The following is a 16,751-nucleotide window of genomic DNA, read 5'->3' as shown; positions in this document are numbered from 1 at the left end:
TTCAGAAGATGGAGAGATTATGCCAAGCCTATCGCGATCGGAACTGATCAGAAAGCTGCAGGATAAGACCGACGATTGCCTGAAGGAATTCATCAGGCCCGACGAGCCGCTTGCCATCCTTGATTTTCCCGACATCAAGAATTGCGGGGACTCTGCCATCTGGCTTGGCGAGATCGCCTACCTGAAAAACAGGCACGGCAAGATCCCGTCCTATGTCTCGCGCATCGAGGATTTTTCCGAGAGCGAACTCAAGAGGGTGGCGCCCACCGGTCCGATCTTCATCCATGGCGGCGGAAACTTCGGCGATATCTGGGTTTCCCACCAGGACTTCAGGGAACGGATTCTGGATATGTTTCCGGATCGCCAGATCATCCAGTTCCCTCAGTCCATTCACTATAAATCCGAGCAGCGTATCCTTGAAAGCGCGCGCGCTATCGGACGGCATAAGAACTTCGTCCTGCTCGTCCGCGACGAAGAATCCCTGCATTTTTCTCAGAAACATTTCGACTGCCGGGTGCAGCTTTGCCCGGATATGGCCTTTTGCATTGGCGAGGTAACACCCGATGCTCCACAGTTTCCGGTTCTGGCAATGCTTCGGCAGGACAAGGAGCAGGTCGGCACCGTCGATTATTCCATCTATCCGGAGATCCCGAAGGAAGACTGGATCACGGAATCAAGACGCAAAGTGCGCATCGCCAAGGCTCTCGGCGCCGCATCGGCCCTGCTGCGGCTCCGTCCATCCGAACTCGCGTTCCGCAAGCTCGATGCGGCGGCGCAGAATCGTTTCAATCGCGGCATTCGTCAGATTTCCCGCGGTCGCGCTATCGTCACCGACAGGCTTCATGTTCATATCTGCTCGCTTCTCATCGGTCGCCCCCATGCCGTTCTCGACAACAGCTACGGGAAGATCCAGCGTTTCATGAATGCATTTTCCGGTGGGACCGATCTTTCCTACCGCGCGACATCCCTCGACGACGGTGTGGCCTGGGCGAAAGCGCAGGCGGCCGCCAACCAGACCTGACCGGAACGGAGAACCAGCCATGAGCCTTCTCACATTCATCATTCCCGTCAGGCACCAGAAAAATGCCCGCGACTGGGGCCTGCTCAAGAAGAATCTTGCCCAGACCGTGGCTTCGATCTCCAACCAGACCAATCCCGACTGGAGGGGCATCATCGTTGCAAACGAGGGTGCCGATCTGCCCCCCCTGCCGGACAAATTTTCCGTGACCCGCGTCACCTTTCCACCGAACGACATTCACGAACGCGGAAATGCCACACAGGACGACTTTCTCGATGCCTTCCGCTTCGACAAGGGACGCCGTGTATTGTCCGGCATGCTGGACGCACCAGACAGCAAGTTCTTCATGATTGTCGATGACGACGACTTCGTCAGCTCCCGGATCGTGCAGTACGTATCAGAGCACCCGAATGAAAACGGCTGGACCATCAACAAGGGCTATATCTGGGACGACGGCGGCAAGCTGCTGCTTGGTTACAACCATTTCAACCATCTTTGCGGAACATCGCTGATTATCAGCTCCGAGGCTTACGGGATACCGGAGAGCTTCGAAGCGGCTTCCGTGGATTGGATCAAGGACATGCTCGGGAGCCATGTGCGCATCGAAGGGCTTCTGGCAAAAAAGGGCAAGCCGCTGAAAGCATTGCCGTTCCGCGGTGCTGTCTATCGCGTGGCCCACAAAGGTTCCCACAGCAACGCACCCAGCCTCCTGCAGAAGTATTTCCTGAGCATGGAAGCGCTGAAACACCCCCGCAACGTGCTGAGAAACCTGACACGGCTCCGGTTCCTCGGCAGCAAGCAAAGGGATGAGTTTTTCGGCACGCTTTCCTGATTGCCGGAGAAGCAATGTTCCCAGAACCGAAATTCGGCAACTGCCCACGGATCTGCTGAAAAATGACGACCGCACAAGGGATAGGATGATGAAAGAAAGCAATTCCAGCCCACGCATCAGCGTCATCATGCCGGTCTATAATGCGGCAGGCTTTGTGACCGAAGCAATCGAAAGCGCCTTGAATCAGGAGGGCGTTGACCTGGAACTTGTCATCGTTGACGATCAATCAAGCGACAATACGGTTGAGGTCGTAACCGGTATCAGCGATCAGGACAGCCGGGTTCGGGTCATTCAACTTTCCAAGAACCAGGGGCCAGCGGCAGCGCGCAATGCGGCCATCGATGCCGCGCGCGGGGAGTGGATCGCCCTTCTGGATGCGGACGATCTTTACGAACCGGGAAGGCTCTCTGAGCTTCTAACCATAGCGGAAGCAGAAGGCTTGGATTTCATTGCAGACAATCAGCTATTTTATGATGCGCAGGCACGACAAGTAACCCGCACGGCATTTCCACTAGATGCAGCAAAATCACGGTGGGACCTTGATGCTCATTTGCAGCAGGAACTAAAGGGATGGGGAAACGGATTCACCAGCGGCCTGCTAAAGCCGATGTTCCGCGCGGATTTCGTGAAAGAAAGAAAAATAAGATACAATACAGAATTCAGATTTGCTGAGGATTTTCTTTTTTATTCTGAAATAATAGCGAACGGCGCCAGAGGAATGTTAATTCCAGACGCGTTCTACAGATATACACTGCCATATGGAACGACATCAGGCTTGAATTCAGGAACATCAAAAACCGGGGACAAAATGTTCCAAGCCATAAATGTATACAATATTTTTGAAAAAAAATACAAAGAAAAATTAACAATCAATCAAAAAGATACAATATCAAAAATAAAAAACAAGGCATCCAGGGAAATAAGTCTAATCTTGATGAGAAAATATTACAAATCCAGAGATTATAAGGGGGCAATTTTCCTAGCAATATCCAATCCGGGAGTGATAGTTACGGCAATCTCCCAAAAAATAAAACAAAGAGCTTGAATCGCAAAGGGTACGAAATGAAGGTCTTCTACTACCAGGATCCGCAGAAGAACTTTGGGGACGACCTCAACGAATGGATCTGGGAGCGGTTGCTTCCGGGTGTATGGGATGAGGACGATTCAAGTCTCTTTGCCGGTATAGGCACCATTATCGGGCCTCTGATGCAACCGTTTGCCGACCGCAAGTGGACTGTATTCGGCAGCGGCGTGGGTTACGGCCCGTTGCCAACCGGATTCGGTGGAAAGAACTGGAATATCGCCTGCGTACGCGGCCCGCTTACTGCGCAACTCCTCAGGCTTGCGCCGGAAACCGCCGTATGCGACGGCGCGATGTTGCTCAGAAGGCTGCCCGAGTTCGCGCCACTGCCGGAAGTGGAGCGAAATGGCACCATATTCATGCCGCACCACTCGGCACTCCACTATGGAGATTGGGAGGCCGTTTGCCAGCGTGCAGGAATTGAATATGTAAGCCCGCGCTCCGACAGTATCGAAACACTGGAAAGGATCCGAAGGGCAAAGCTGGTCATCGCAGACGCCATGCATGCGGCAATTGTTGCGGATGCCATGAGAGTGCCGTGGGTCCCCGTGTCCGTATCACCGAATACCAGCACGTTTAAATGGCTGGATTGGACCATGTCCCTGAATTTGCCTTATATGCCGGTCAACCTTCCGAGCAGCAATCCGGTCGAGGCCTCCCGTAACTTTTTCTCTGTCGCGGCTGGAAAACATCAATCCTTCGCTTTCCATCCGGGATCGGACGTTGTTTCGATATACAGCAAGGCAGAGGAGCGTCGTAATTCTGAAAGCGCAGCACGGAAATTCCGGTGGGGCCTTCGCGTCCATAAGCTTGCAGTCTCGCCGTGGCTCAGGTCCGCACCCCGGAAAATGCTGCTGCCGAGGATGGAGGAAAGGTATATTGATCGCGCAGCAGCAGCCATGAGCGCCGCGGCAAAGGGACCGACATTCCTGAGCGAGGATCGCTTTCTCAATGCAGCCGTGGACAATCTGTCGGAGAGACTGGACAAGGTCAGAGCTCAGCTCTGAAGCAGAGCCTGATCCGTTAAATTGCATGACGTAAACGGAGGAAGATCCGGCGCCTTCCCCCTGAGGGGCCAGATAAACCCGATGAGTTTGCACGCCGTTGAGCGGAAGGAGATTTGTGTTCGATGCTGTTTCGCTACGCACTGACGTTCTTCGTGATTTTCGTCGGAATCGGCGTAGGAAACATTGTCCACATCGATTCCAATCCCGTCGAGAAGATGATGCTTTTCGTTCTGGGTGCCGTTTTCCTGCTAACGCGCAAGATCCGTTGGGACATTCTCGTGCTGATCGCGCTCATGCTGCTGATGACGCTGATATCTGCGCTGCTGTCTTCCTATTACAACTTGAGCTTCAATCGCTATATGCGATCGGCCTTCAGTCTGAGCGCGACATTCCTGTTGCTGGCCGGAGAACCAACCAAGAAGGATCGCGACACGATCGTCCGCCTCCTCGCCGCGCTTCCGGTCATGATGATCGTCGTCGGCAGCCTGTACCAGGTGGCTGGCATCAGGCCGCTCTTCTACGTCGACTTTCTTGGAGCACCCCGACTGCAGGGCACCAGTATTCCCGCAGGCCTGGGAACCGCCGGCTACCTGGGTTCTGTGGCAGCCATGCTTGGAGCGGCCTTCTTGAACAAGAAGGTCTATCTTCCGCTGGCGTTTGTGAACCTGATTATTCTCGTTCTCTCTGCCGCTCGCATGCCGCTTGCTCTCGCCGTTGCGATTTGCGGATATGTCTATTTCATCATGGTAAATCGCAGTTTTCTCATGCGTGCGGCATCGGTGGGTGCAGTCATACCGGCGGCAGCGGGTTTCGTGCTTCTGTTTGGCGATTCCATTCTTACACGTTTTGGAAGCGAATCCCTCAGTGGCCGCGACCTGATATGGGAAGCGTTACAACGCGTTGTCGATGCCTACCCCTATTTCGGCATCGGGCTTGGGCACCAGATTCTCGTTATTCCCGGCGATGTCGCATTTCTTGCACGCACGATGGCGGCCCATAACGAATATCTTCGTATAACCGTGGAGACCGGATACGTTGGCGCGACGGCCATCTTTGCCCTCCTCGCCATCATGTGCCTGGCCATATGGCTGCGGCCAGCCACAGGGCGCAACTTCGCTTTTCTTCTCATGTGCCTGAGCTTCTTTGTCTACTGCAGCACCGACAATGCCATCAGTTCGACGACCACGCCGCTCATGCTGGTACTTGCTTCTTTTGCATTCTCCTACCGTCGACAGACCGTCGCCCGCGGAAGACCAACAGCTCAGCCAGTAAAAGCTGCGTCCGTGATCGGACCGGCAACGGAACCGAGACTGCGGTAAAGTTCAAGGGGTAATACCCGGCAGCAATTTTGGAGAGTCGATTGATTTCGAAAAAAACGACGCTCTCGCTTTTATGCGCCACGCTGCTCCTGTCGCAACCCTCAACTGGTATCTCTGAGGAGGAGCCCTCGGCATTGAAAATCGTCGCGCTTGGTACTTCCCTCACGTCCCGAGGCGGCTGGCCGGAAATGCTCGGGGAAGAGCTTTCCGCTTGCCTGCAGGAGCCGGTCACGGTGAAGACGGTCGCGCTGGCGGGCTCCACCACCGACTGGGCGCTCGGCCAGATCGCCCGCGTGACCGAGGAAAAGCCTGATATCGTTCTCGTGGAATTCTATGCCAACGACGCAGCCATCAACCGCTGGATGAGCGTCTCGACCAGCCGGTCCAATATCGCGGCAATTCTTGACGGACTGCGCGCGGGAGCACCCCAGGCGCGGATCGTGGTCATGGCGATGAACCCCGTTTCAGGTCTGCGCGGCTGGATGCGGCCATTTCTCTCCTCCTATATCGACGCCCATCGCGAGGAAGCTGAAAGCCGCGGCATGGGCTTCGTCGACTTCAGGCCGGCCTGGAACGCCTTGTCCGAGGCAGACCGCGAGGAAGCGATCCCCGACGGACTTCACCCACAGCCGGAAAAGGCCGGCACGGTCATGGCGCCGATCCTGTCTCGTTACCTCGCGGGAAATGGTTGCAAACCGGGGAAAACAACGCCCTAGCGGGGCATCCGCCATGCAAGGCAAAACAACGGAGTAGAGGAGAAAACGATGCGAAACCGGCAGTCCGGAAGGGGCCTCGCGTCCCCCTCGTCCCAAACCCGGCTAGGCTTCAAGGCAGTTCTTCACGAAGGAAATTGCCATGAACCGAAGCATGCACCGAAATCCTCGCTTCCGGCCACCCGCCGCACCGTTCTCCGGGGAGGTGCGGCCATGATCGGGATCGGGCTTGGATTGACGGGGCATGCTCTTGCGGGCAGCCGGCCCCTTATCGTCCTTTCTGGGCAGACAATCGATGACGACAGCCCTGCCGCCTCGCCTGTTGCGACGATCTCCGTGGAAAACACGACCGCGGCTCCCTGGAGCTTTACGCTTGAGGAAGATGCCGGAGGCATGTTTGCTTTGTCCGGGAATGCCCTCGTGACCGGTTCGACTGCACTGGATCATGACGCGGTTCCGTTTCCACGGATCACGATCACGGCCACCGCCGGGGAACACAGTATCCGCCAATCCTTTGTCATCAATGTCCGTCGCCCTCTCCCGGCGCTGCCATTGGCGACCGGCGCAAAGGTCGTGGGCTTCGGCCATTCGTTCATTCAGCGCGGCGGGTGGGCGATCGTTGCAGGCGGCCTGCCAAAAGACGTGGCCACAAGCATCGTGCGCGGCGTGCTCCCCTGGATCAGGCTGCGCGACAATCGCTTCAACCTCGACGCCTGGCCCGATCTGACCAACAACCTGGGCCAGGACAACTTTATCACCGGCGCTTTCCAGGGGCGCGGCGGCGATCATGTCGTCCGCGAGGGCAATGCACCCGGAACGCTCGGACGCACACCCTATGTCGCCTCCCTGCGGCCGGGTATCGTGTATCTCGATATCGGCACGAACGACATATCGAGCGGCGCCGGCGTGGATTCTCCCCGAAAGATGATCGAGCGCCTCGACAGGCAACTGAGCCTGCTGCGCAATCAGGGCATCTGGACCGTGATCCAGACCATCACCGATCGCGGCCCATGGCCGGAGGGATCCGAAAAGGCATCGATCGTTGCCGGCGTTAACGAATGGATCAAGGCGCAGGCGACGCGCGAAGGCGTGCGTGTCTGCGACCTCACCCATGCTGGCTTTAATTATCCGGACTTCGACACGACCCTGTTCGGCGGCGATGTCCTTCATCCCAATCCCAAGGGCGCGGAACGGATGGCAGACGTCCTCCTGCCGATCCTGCAGGACATGGTGCAAGCCGGCGACCATATGGATCTCTCGGAGACGGCGGTGCTCGCAAGCTCCAATCTCTGGAGCGACGCGGCTTTTGCATCCTCAAGTCCGGCGGGAGGCACCGGTGCCTCGGGCACCCGCGTCAGCACGCTCTCGATATCCCGCGCCAGCGGCGACAGTGTCGCGACATGTTCGGTCGAAGCCGCCGAGAACTATAAAAAGCAGGTAGTCGCTTTCACGCCGAGCGGTACTCCAACAGGCAACCGGCACGAGGAATGGCGCATCGCCAGAACCGCAGCCTTGACGCTATCGGCGGTCGCCATCACACCCGGCGTGGATTGGCTGGAATCCGGTATCCATGTGGAACTGAACGCCTGGGAAGGCTGGCTCTCCGTCTATTGGCAAATGGAATTCTACAATAACGCCAATGCTCAGGTCTTCATTGCCCGCGGTGGCCTACAGAATGCCGACTATACGACACAGGACTTGCCATTCGCCACCGAGGGTTTCGCAGGCTGGCTGAAGATCCCGCCTTTCCAGGTGCCGGTTGGCATCGATGCGACGACGCTTCGCATCGCGACCCGCCCGCTGGTGGTCAACATCAATCGGCGGGTTTCGGGACAGGGCATCATCAAGATTTCGCAGCCGTTCCTGCGCAAGTGCGCCGATCCGAGACCGGCGTGGAATTTGACCTAGGGACATCACCCGCCTTAACGGGTCTGCGGTCGGCCGCGGGCCCGCGTGCCAATCCGGCCGGAAGCCGGTGCGCGCTGTCTGCATCCAACGCGCGCGATCCTCAAAGCGCTGAACGCTCGCAAGACCACCCTCGCTGCGGAGCGACAGGTCCGTCTGCCGTCGCAAACACCCGCCGGCGGCAGTCACCCCATGTGATGACCTTCAAACCAATGTCACAACGACCCGCTATCGGGTCATCGCCAGGCAGATCCGACAGGGATTGAAGGACTCCGAAATCACGCCGAGGGCCAATGTCGACACTTCAGGACATCGCATCGAGAGCCGGCTGCTCGACAGCCACCGTCAGCCGGGTCCTGAACCGCAGCGGCCCGGTGAGCGAAAGCATGGTGCGGCGTGTGCGCAAGGCGGTCTCCGACCTCGGCTATCGTCGAACGGAACGCCCCGCCCCGATGATCCGCCGCCGTTCAGCTATCGGCGTGCTGGTCCCGAGCATCACCAATCCCGTCTTTGCCGCGTCCTTGCTCGGCATCCAGAACCGCATGCGGGTTTCCGGAATCGGCGTGCTGATCGCGCAGTCGGACTACGATCCCGCACGCGAAGCGGAAGCCATTGAATACCTCCTTTCCGAAAAGCCGACTGGCCTTATTCTTACGGTGTGCAACCCGCTGAAGAGCGAACTGGCCCTGCCCTTCGCCATGCCGCCGACCGTGCTGCTCAACAACCTGCCGACGCCGCGCTTTCCGGCCGCCGTGACCACCGACAACAGACGCGCCGGAGAGGAAATCACCGAACATCTGATCGCACACGGCCACCGGCGCATCCTCTTCGTCTCCGGGCATTTCGAGGCGTCCGACCGGGCCAAGCTGCGGTATGACGGTCATTGCGAGGCCATGGCAGCCGCCGGCCTGCCCGCGCTCGATGCGCTGCAGATCCCCTTCGTGACCGGCCATGCTGAACTCGATCTTTCCGACACGCTGAAGCGCCAGCGACCGACGGCAATCATCGCCTCCAACGATCTTCTCGCCCTCAGCGTCATCAGCGCGATCAGGCAGGAGGGGCTTTCCGTCCCGAAGGATATGTCCGTCGTCGGCTTCGACGGGATCGCCATCGGCCGCCTCGTCGATCCGCCGCTCACCACAATCGAAATGCCCGATACCAGCATGGGCGCGACCGCCGCCTCGCTGTTGCTCGATATCGCCGACAACGCCGCCACGCCGCGTCATCTGATGATCGGCTACAAACTGCATGCCGGCGGCACCGTGCGTCGATTGGACTGACGCGTCGTTCTATTTCCGACCTGCAAGCTGAAGCGCCGCCCTTTTGGGCGGCGCTTCTTCGGTTCCTCGTGAAGAATGTGCCTTAGCTGCGCGGCAGCAGGCTTTCGACTTCGGCAGCCGCATCGTCGAGTGCTTCCTTCGGCGAAGCCGTCTGCTCGACGACGCGGGACAGGTTCTCGACGATCGTCTGGGTAACCTTCACGCCGTTGGAGCCAGGGAAGGCATACCACGGGATCATGCGCGGCATCTGCGAGAGGCCGGCGACGAAGAGCGGATTCTCCTTGTAGAAGTTGCCGAGATATTCCGGAGACTTGGCGGCAAGTTCGTTGTTCGGCACGTAGCCGGTGCCCGGCACGACAACCGAGGCGCCGAACGGGCCGGCGGCGAACTTGATGAACTTCCAGGCGGCATCCTGCTTGGCAGCGTCGCGGGTCAGCATGACGGCGGCGTTGCCACCGGTCGGCAGTTTGCCGTTCACCGGATCGATCAGCGGGATCTGGGCGGTGCGCAGGTCGAACTTGTCGCCGACGTTCTTGATGGTGTTGCGCAGCGCGCCGGTGGTCTGGAAGGCAAAACCGACCTTGCCGGCCACGAAGGCCTGCTCGCCGGCCTGCTTGGTGAAGACCGGCAGACCGCCTTCCTTGACCATGCGGTCCAGCAGTTCGATGGCCTTCTGGCCTTCCGGACCGTTGAAAGCGACGGCGCTTTCGTCATCGTTCAGCATCTTGCCGCCGGCGCCGAACAGCAGCGCGGAGAACATCCAGTCGTCGCCCTGCCAGCGGAAATCGATGCCTTCATTGCCGTCGCCGAGCGCCTTGATCTTGGAGGAAAGCGCAATCACTTCGTCCCAGGTCTTCGGCGGGGTATCCGGGTTGCCACCGACTTTGCGAACGAGGTCGGCATTGTAATACATGATCGGGTTAGACGTCGCGAAGGCGAGACCGACCTGCTTGCCCTTGACCTGGGCGAGCTTCAGGATGTTGTCCGAAAAGCCCTGCTCGGCCATATTGCCGTCCTTGGCGATGAACGGAGCGAGATCGACCGGGATGTCGCGCTCATTGACCATGCGCAGGCGATTGAGGCCGATGAACGTGACGTCGGGCATTTCCGCCGTACCGGCCTGACGCATGATGGTCTGGATACCTTCCTCATAGGTCGCGGAAGGATTGGCGAAGGTGATCTTGATATCCGGGTTTTCTTCCATGAATTTCTTCGAGATCGTGTCCATCACGTCCTTGAAGAAGCCCGGCATCGGATAGTGAACATTGAGCGTCGTTTCGGCATGGGCCGGAACGATTGTCGCCAGCGTCACGGCCGCCGCGGCAATCGCCTTTTTGAAGAGAGTCATCGCTGTGCTCCTGGGTTGGACCGATCAGCCTTTCAGACCGGTCATGGTGATACCCTCGACGAACCGCTTCTGCGCAAGCAGGAAGGCGAGAACGAGGGGAAGAGTGATGATGAGGGTCGCGGCCATCAGCGCGCCGTAGTCGTCGCCGGCTTCCGCGGCGCGGAAATAGAGAAGTCCGAGCGGCGGCGTCGCATAGGCCTGGTTGGTAACTACGATCAGCGGCCAGAACAGGTCGTTCCAGTGGGCCACCACCGAGAAGATCGAGAAGGCGGTGATCGCCGGCCAGGCATTGGGCACGATGACCCTCATCACAATGCCCGTCTCCGACATGCCGTCGAGCCGCGCCGCATGGATCAGGTCATCAGGAATGCCGCGAAAGAACTGCAGGAAGAGAAAGATGGCGAAGACGGAGATCGAAAAGGGCGCGACAAGGGCGAAGTAACTGTTCAGCACCGACATCCTGTCGAAGGCGACATAAAGCGGCAGCGCGGTCGCATGAATCGGCACCAGCAGGCCGAGCATGACCAGCGCCATCATCAGCCGCGCTGCCCGGAAGGAGAGCTTTGCCATGGCATAGGCGCAGGGAATGGCGACCACCACCTGCACGATCAGGATCAGGCCACAGACGACCACGCCATTAAGAAGCAGGCTAACCATGGAGACGCGGCTGAGGGCTTTGGAGAAATTCTCCACATAGAACCAGGTCTGCGGGATGAGCGAGAGCGACGACGAGAAGATATCGCTCTGCGCCTTGCCGGCCGTGGAGATCATGAAGATGTAGGGAGCGAGGAAGACGATAGCTCCGATTGTCAGAACCGAAAGTCGCAGGATGCGGCCGAGGGAGAGAGTGTCGTTCGTCATGCGTAGTGCACCTTCCGGTCCATGACGCGGTACTGGAGGAACATCAGCGACACGAGGATCGCGAGAAAGATCACCGTCATGGCCGAGGCATAGCCGACCCGGAGATAGACGAAGCCCTCCTGATAGATGGTGAAAAGCAGGACCTCGGAAGCCTTGTTCGGGCCGCCTTCAGTGAGGGTCTTGACCGTCTCGAACACCTTGACCGCGTTGATGATGCTGATCGTGGTGACGAAGAGCGTGGTCGGCCCGAGCATCGGCCACGTCACGAGTCCGAAACGGGAGAAGGTCGAACGGGCGCCGTCAATCTCCGCCGCCTGATAGAGTTCGCGCGGGATCGCGGAGAGGCCGGCAAGAAACAGCACCATGTTGAAACCGGTCGATTGCCAGATGCCGATGATCGCAAGGCTGGTCAGCACCGTGCTGGACGCGCCGAGCCAGTTCGGCCCGGCGATGCCGACAAGACCGAGGAGGGCATTGATCGGGCCGATGGTCGGGTGGAAGAGATATTGCCAGACGGTCGCCATGGCGACGAGCAGCGATGCGACCGGCAGGAAATAGGCCGTGCGGAAAAATCCCTTGCCCCAACCTTCCGCCTCGATCAGCAGAGCGATGCCAAGGCCGAGCGCCATGGATGTCGGGGCGACGATGGCGGCATAGACGATCGTATTCCACAGGGACTTTCGGAAGGTCCTGTCGCCGATCAGGTCGGCATAGTTCTCGAAGCCGACGAAACGGAAGCTGCCGTAGCCCAGTTCGAAATCGGTGAAGCCGAGAAAGATTACCGCAATCGTCGGCAGAATGATGAAAAGCAGCATCAGCACGAGCGCCGGTGCGGACAGAAGAAGTGCAATGCGCGCCTCCCGGCGCCGCGCGACCTTTGCCGGAGAGTGTGCCGTTGCAGCCTTGATCCCGTCGAAAGCAAGGCTAGCCATGAAGCACCTCCGCCCGGTGTCCGGAGACCGAGGCGACGTCCGCCGGCAGCCTTGCGCCGTTTTCATCGAAGACCATCAATGCTGCGGGATCGATCTTCAGGTCGACACGTTGGCCGGCCGACAGGCCGATGGCCTCGGCCGGCGATATCTTCGCGACAACGACGGTTTCCATCGCCGCAAGCCGGGTGAACACCACCACTTCCGAACCGAGGAATTCCAGTCGTTCGACGCTCGCTGCCAAACCGCCTTCGCCGCTTGCCGTCAGCCGGACGAATTCCGGCCGGAAGGCAACGGAAACCGGTGCGCCCGCAATGAGATAGCTGCGCGTGGCAAGCCGGATGTCACCAGCCTGAACCAGCCCGCTGTCATCGACGCGGGTGGAGATCACGTTGATGCGCGGCTGGCCCAGAAAACGGGCGACCTCGATATGGGCAGGATCGTCATAGATGTTGCGGGGCGTATCGAGCTGGAGCATCCGGCCGCCGATCATCACCGCTACGCGATCCGCCATGGAAAGCGCTTCCGACTGGTCGTGGGTAACGTAAAGCGTCGGCACGCCGGCCTTGCGATGCAGTTCGACGATCTCGCCGCGAGCGTGAACGCGAAGGTTCGCGTCGAGGTTGGAAAGCGGCTCGTCCATCAGGAAAACGCTGGGATGACGCACCATGGCGCGGGCAAGGGCCACGCGCTGGCGCTGGCCGCCGGACATCTGCCCCGGCTTGCGGTCGAGCAGGTGGTCGATCTTGAGCGACGTCGCCATCTCGTTGACCTGACGCTGGATATCAGCGCGGATCTGGCGCTGGCTGCCGATCATTCCGCCGATCACAGGCAAACGGCCGGCCGTGCTCAGGCGACGCATGGCGAGTGGCACGGCGATGTTTTGCGCGGCGGTCAGGTGCGGATAGAGCGCGTAGGACTGGAAAACCATGGCGACGTTGCGGTCGCCGGCCGCCTTATGCGCCACATCGGCACCGCCGATCACGATCTCGCCGCGATCGGCATGGTCGAGACCGGCAACGATACGCAGAAGCGTGCTCTTGCCGCAGCCGGACGGCCCCACCAGCGCGATGAACTCGCCAGCCTCGGCTTCGAGGCTGACACCCTTCAGGATGCTGTTGCCGCCATAGGATTTTTCAATACCGCGAAGGCTGAAGGCGCTCATTGGGCCGCCTCCACCGGAACCGCGGTGATGTTGCGCGGATAGACCTCGTCGATGACATCGTCGAGAACATGGGCGATGGTGCCCTCGACAGCGACGGTCTCGCTCGTAACCTCGTCGCCGAGATAATGCACCACACCGCCTACGAGGCGTTCGCCCGGCATTTCACGCTCGAGCTTGTCGAGGATGAACGAGGTCGGCGGCGCCCACACAAGCTTCGTGCCGTTGAGCGCGCCCTGCCACGTCCAGTGCAGATGGCCGCTGGCGTAAAGCGCGACATCATGCGCCGAAATGAGATCGATCAGCCGCTGGCGTTCCAGCGGCCGCGCGCCCCAATAGCCTGTATCGCCTTCGGCCGGATCGTCGACGAACAACGGCTTGTGGGCAAACATCGCCACGCGGCGGCCATCGCGTGTCTCCAACTGTTCCGCCAGCCAGTCGAGCTGCATCGCCTCTTCGGCATGGCCGGAGCCGACGAGCAGGCTGTTGATGCCGATCAGCCGCCACCCGCCTACATCCTTGGCGAAACGGTCGGGACCGGCAAGGCACCGCCAACGGGCAATGCGCTCATCGTTGATCGGCTGGTGAGAGCCGGGCATGTGGCCGACATCATGATTGCCGGGCACCAGAAGCACCGGCAGATCGAGTTCATCGAGCAGCGCCATCGAGAAGACGATGTCGTCTTCCTTGTCGGCGCCGTCGATGGTGAGGTCGCCGGTATGTACGACGAGATCGGGTTTCACCGACTCGATCCAACGGCGGACCGGCTCCCAGTTGCCGTTGAAATGCGGCTTGGACGGGCTGAAATGCGTATCGCTGATCTGAACGATCTTCATGGGGCGGCACCTTGAGACACAGAGGAGGCGGGACCTTGTCCGCGCTGTTTGCGATGTGTGTAGGTGCTATCCGTGTCAGCCGCTTAACGGTACTTTTCAGCCTTCTTCCAATTTCGTCATGAAATCGTCATGAAACGGCTGCGCCCCGCGAGAAAAACGATCATTTTCCTCGCCGCACGACAGAATAGCGGGTCTGCCGGCTGAGATTGCCTTTGCTATGAAGCAGGAGTGAACCGGGCGACGAGCGCGTGCGTGTCTCCCGGATAGGTAAGGCGCACATGCGTGATCGATCCAAGCCCGCTCCAGGTGCGTCGCTCGACGACGAGGCAGGCCGCTCCCTTCGAAATGCCCAGCATGGATGCCATTTCAGCGGCAGCGGAGACCGCCCGGATCCGGTGTTCGGCCGTACTCCAGGGTACTTGACCGATCAGCCATTGGCCCGGTGCCGTGCTGGTGAAATCGGCTGTCGCCGCTTCCGGTACATTGGCAAGGTTAATCAATCGCTCTTCGACGCAGAACTGCCGTGGTCCGGCGAAGTGAATGCAGGTCATGGCCAGCACCCTGGTTCCGGTCGCGACCTCGAGCAGACGGACATCCGCATCCGTCGCCTTGCGCAGCTCACGGCGTTTCAGCGTGAAGGAATAGGGGAGGTTCAGCGATCTGACCTCCGCCTCGATATCGTTGATTTCGAGGACCGCCGATTGCGCCTGCGGCTGAGTGACGAAACTGCCGGACTTCTTGCGCCGTTCAATCAGCCTGCCCTTGGCAAGCTGGGTCATCACCTTGTTCACCGTCATGCGAGAACAGTCGTATTGTGCGGCAAGATCGACCTCGAACGGCAGCCTGTGACCCGGCGGCCATTCGCCGGAAACGATCTTGCCTTCGATATCGTTCAATATGCGCTGGTGCAGGGTGGGCTCCCTGCCGTTGGTGTCCGCCACGATTCGTCGCTTTCTGTGTAGCTCTCGCGCTGATGTAGCGCAGCAAGGGACCCGATCGAAAGGAAATATTGTCTCGCGCCGCTCCGTCAGTCGCGAAGGAGTTCCGCCATGGTCGCACGGAACCGCGCCGAGATCGCCTCTCGTTTCGCATGCCGCCCGCCCTCGACCAGTTTTCGTCCCGCTGCCCAGACCGCATCCACCGACACGCCGCCCGCGAAGATCCAGTGATCGAGCAGCCGGTCGCGTCCGACATGCGGCACCAGAGAGGCATTCAATGCGACGATATCCGCATCGGCGCCGACCTGAAGTCCGGTGTCACATTGCAGGGCCGCGTTGCCTCCGAGCCGGGCCTCGTTGAAGAGCTTGCGGCCGGTAGACCCGCCGGGATCGGCGACCACATTGCGGGCGCGCCGGGCAAGCCGCTGGGAATATTCGAGGATGCGCAATTCTTCCGGGACCGAGATCAGGACGTTCGAGTCCGAGCCGACGCCATATCGCCCGCCTTCGGCCAGGAAAAGCGGCGCATTGAACACGCCGTCGCCGAGATTGGCCTCGGTGATTGGGCAAAGGCCGGCGGTCGCGCCGCTTTGCGCCATTCGCCTCGTTTCATCTTCGGTCATGTGGGTAGCGTGGATGAGGCACCAGCGGTCGTCTACCGGCATGTTGTCGAGCAGCCATTCGACCGGTCTCGCCCCCGAGAAGGCAAGGCAGTCCTCAACCTCCTTCACCTGCTCGGCGACATGAATATGCACGGGACCCGCACCGGCAAGCGGCAGCACGGCACGCAACTCTTCCGTCGTTGCAGCCCTCAGACTGTGGGGGGCAATGCCGAGCACCGCGCCGGGAAGCGACGCAACAATGTCCCGGCATCGCTCAATCAGCCGGCCGAAACTCTCAGGCGAATGGATGAACCGCCGCTGGCCATCGATGGGCGGCTGCCCCCCGAAACCCGAATGAGCATAAAAGACCGGCAGCAGGGTCAGACCGATGCCCGTCTCCGCCGACGCGGCGGCGATACGACTGGCCATCTCCGCGACGTCTCCGTATCGGGCGCCATCCCTGTCATTGTGCAAATAATGGAATTCGCCGACGCGCGAATAACCGGCCTCAAGCATCTCCATGTAAAGCTGCGCAGCGACGGCCTCGACATGATCGGGCGTCATGGACAGCGCAAAGCGATACATGGTCGTACGCCAGCTCCAGAAACTGTCGTCGGACGGGCCGCGAGTTTCCGCCAGTCCCGCCATGGCCCTTTGGAAAGCGTGGCTGTGGAGGTTGGCAAGCGTCGGCACCACGACATCCCGCCGGTCGTCTCCGGGCTGCGCGTCCGCGTCCGGCGTGATCCCGGAAATGATGGACCCCTCGAGGTCGATCCTGACATTGCTGGCCCAACCATCGGCCAGGAAGGCGGACTTTGCGTGGATCGTCATCAAGGGCGTCATCTCCAGTTTGCGCGGACCACTATTGCCGGCACCGCCGCCGATTTCAAATTCGGCCTTGCCAATCGACCTATTATGTA

The 16,751-nt window shown here is 59.8% G+C and carries 15 protein-coding genes; 8 read left to right on the top strand and 7 right to left on the bottom strand.

Translation table 11 applies throughout. The features are described 5' to 3' along the window. The first annotated feature begins 19 nt into the window (after positions 1 to 19). The 8 genes from J5N58_RS18675 (at position 20) to J5N58_RS18640 (ending at position 9,155) form a co-directional block, all read left to right on the top strand. Positions 20 to 1,021, top strand: a complete 1,002-nt coding sequence (locus J5N58_RS18675) for a polysaccharide pyruvyl transferase family protein (protein ID WP_112829462.1) — start codon at positions 20 to 22, stop codon at positions 1,019 to 1,021. A 19-nt stretch (positions 1,022 to 1,040) separates the two neighbouring features. Beyond that, positions 1,041 to 1,850 (top strand): galactosyl transferase, encoded by an 810-nt coding sequence (locus J5N58_RS18670; RefSeq protein WP_112829461.1) that lies wholly within the window; start codon positions 1,041 to 1,043, stop codon positions 1,848 to 1,850. Next, complete coding sequence (locus tag J5N58_RS18665; RefSeq protein WP_112829460.1) at positions 1,825 to 2,895, top strand: glycosyltransferase family 2 protein; 1,071 nt, start codon at positions 1,825 to 1,827, stop codon at positions 2,893 to 2,895. The genes J5N58_RS18670 and J5N58_RS18665 overlap by 26 nt, the downstream gene beginning before the upstream one ends. 17 nt (positions 2,896 to 2,912) lie before the next feature. After that, on the top strand, positions 2,913 to 3,938 hold the full coding sequence (locus J5N58_RS18660; protein WP_112829459.1) for a polysaccharide pyruvyl transferase family protein: 1,026 nt from the start codon (positions 2,913 to 2,915) through the stop codon (positions 3,936 to 3,938). A 122-nt stretch (positions 3,939 to 4,060) separates the two neighbouring features. Continuing rightward, a complete protein-coding gene (locus tag J5N58_RS18655) occupies positions 4,061 to 5,257 on the top strand; it encodes an O-antigen ligase family protein (RefSeq protein WP_112829458.1) in 1,197 nt (398 codons plus the stop codon). 41 nt (positions 5,258 to 5,298) lie between these two features. After that, positions 5,299 to 5,973, top strand: coding sequence for an SGNH/GDSL hydrolase family protein (locus J5N58_RS18650; RefSeq protein WP_244712200.1), 675 nt, complete (start codon positions 5,299 to 5,301; stop codon positions 5,971 to 5,973). A gap of 210 nt (positions 5,974 to 6,183) precedes the next feature. After that, the gene (locus tag J5N58_RS18645; RefSeq protein WP_162757389.1) at positions 6,184 to 7,878 is read left to right on the top strand and encodes an SGNH/GDSL hydrolase family protein; all 1,695 of its coding nucleotides are present in this window, start codon (positions 6,184 to 6,186) and stop codon (positions 7,876 to 7,878) included. 290 nt (positions 7,879 to 8,168) lie between these two features. Continuing rightward, complete coding sequence (locus J5N58_RS18640; RefSeq protein WP_113339390.1) at positions 8,169 to 9,155, top strand: substrate-binding domain-containing protein; 987 nt, start codon at positions 8,169 to 8,171, stop codon at positions 9,153 to 9,155. A gap of 82 nt (positions 9,156 to 9,237) precedes the next feature. Here J5N58_RS18640 and J5N58_RS18635 read toward each other — a convergent pair whose 3' ends face one another. The 7 genes from J5N58_RS18635 to J5N58_RS18605 all read right to left on the bottom strand — a co-directional run bounded on the left by J5N58_RS18635 (position 9,238) and on the right by J5N58_RS18605 (position 16,665). Continuing rightward, entirely contained in the window at positions 9,238 to 10,503 is a 1,266-nt protein-coding gene (locus J5N58_RS18635; RefSeq protein ID WP_113443031.1) for an ABC transporter substrate-binding protein, read from the bottom strand. Positions 10,504 to 10,527: 24 nt separating this feature from the next. Next, positions 10,528 to 11,364, bottom strand: coding sequence for a carbohydrate ABC transporter permease (locus tag J5N58_RS18630; protein ID WP_113339392.1), 837 nt, complete (start codon positions 11,362 to 11,364; stop codon positions 10,528 to 10,530). Further along, positions 11,361 to 12,296 (bottom strand): carbohydrate ABC transporter permease, encoded by a 936-nt coding sequence (locus J5N58_RS18625; RefSeq protein ID WP_244712197.1) that lies wholly within the window; start codon positions 12,294 to 12,296, stop codon positions 11,361 to 11,363. The genes J5N58_RS18630 and J5N58_RS18625 overlap by 4 nt, the downstream gene beginning before the upstream one ends. Beyond that, positions 12,289 to 13,458: an ABC transporter ATP-binding protein gene (locus tag J5N58_RS18620; protein ID WP_113339394.1), complete on the bottom strand. Its 1,170-nt coding sequence runs from the start codon at positions 13,456 to 13,458 to the stop codon at positions 12,289 to 12,291. Before J5N58_RS18620 ends, J5N58_RS18625 begins: the two co-directional genes overlap by 8 nt. Further along, positions 13,455 to 14,291, bottom strand: a complete 837-nt coding sequence (locus tag J5N58_RS18615; protein WP_113443033.1) for a metallophosphoesterase family protein — start codon at positions 14,289 to 14,291, stop codon at positions 13,455 to 13,457. Before J5N58_RS18615 ends, J5N58_RS18620 begins: the two co-directional genes overlap by 4 nt. Positions 14,292 to 14,506: 215 nt before the next feature. After that, complete coding sequence (hutC, locus tag J5N58_RS18610) at positions 14,507 to 15,232, bottom strand: histidine utilization transcriptional repressor HutC (protein ID WP_244712194.1); 726 nt, start codon at positions 15,230 to 15,232, stop codon at positions 14,507 to 14,509. Positions 15,233 to 15,318: 86 nt separating this feature from the next. After that, the gene (locus J5N58_RS18605) at positions 15,319 to 16,665 is read right to left on the bottom strand and encodes a formimidoylglutamate deiminase (RefSeq protein ID WP_113443052.1); all 1,347 of its coding nucleotides are present in this window, start codon (positions 16,663 to 16,665) and stop codon (positions 15,319 to 15,321) included. Positions 16,666 to 16,751: the final 86 nt, after the last annotated feature.

Source organism: Paenirhizobium cremeum, from assembly GCF_022884085.1.
GTDB lineage: Bacteria > Pseudomonadota > Alphaproteobacteria > Rhizobiales > Rhizobiaceae > Allorhizobium > Allorhizobium cremeum.
This window is presented reverse-complemented; position numbering and strand designations above follow the sequence as displayed.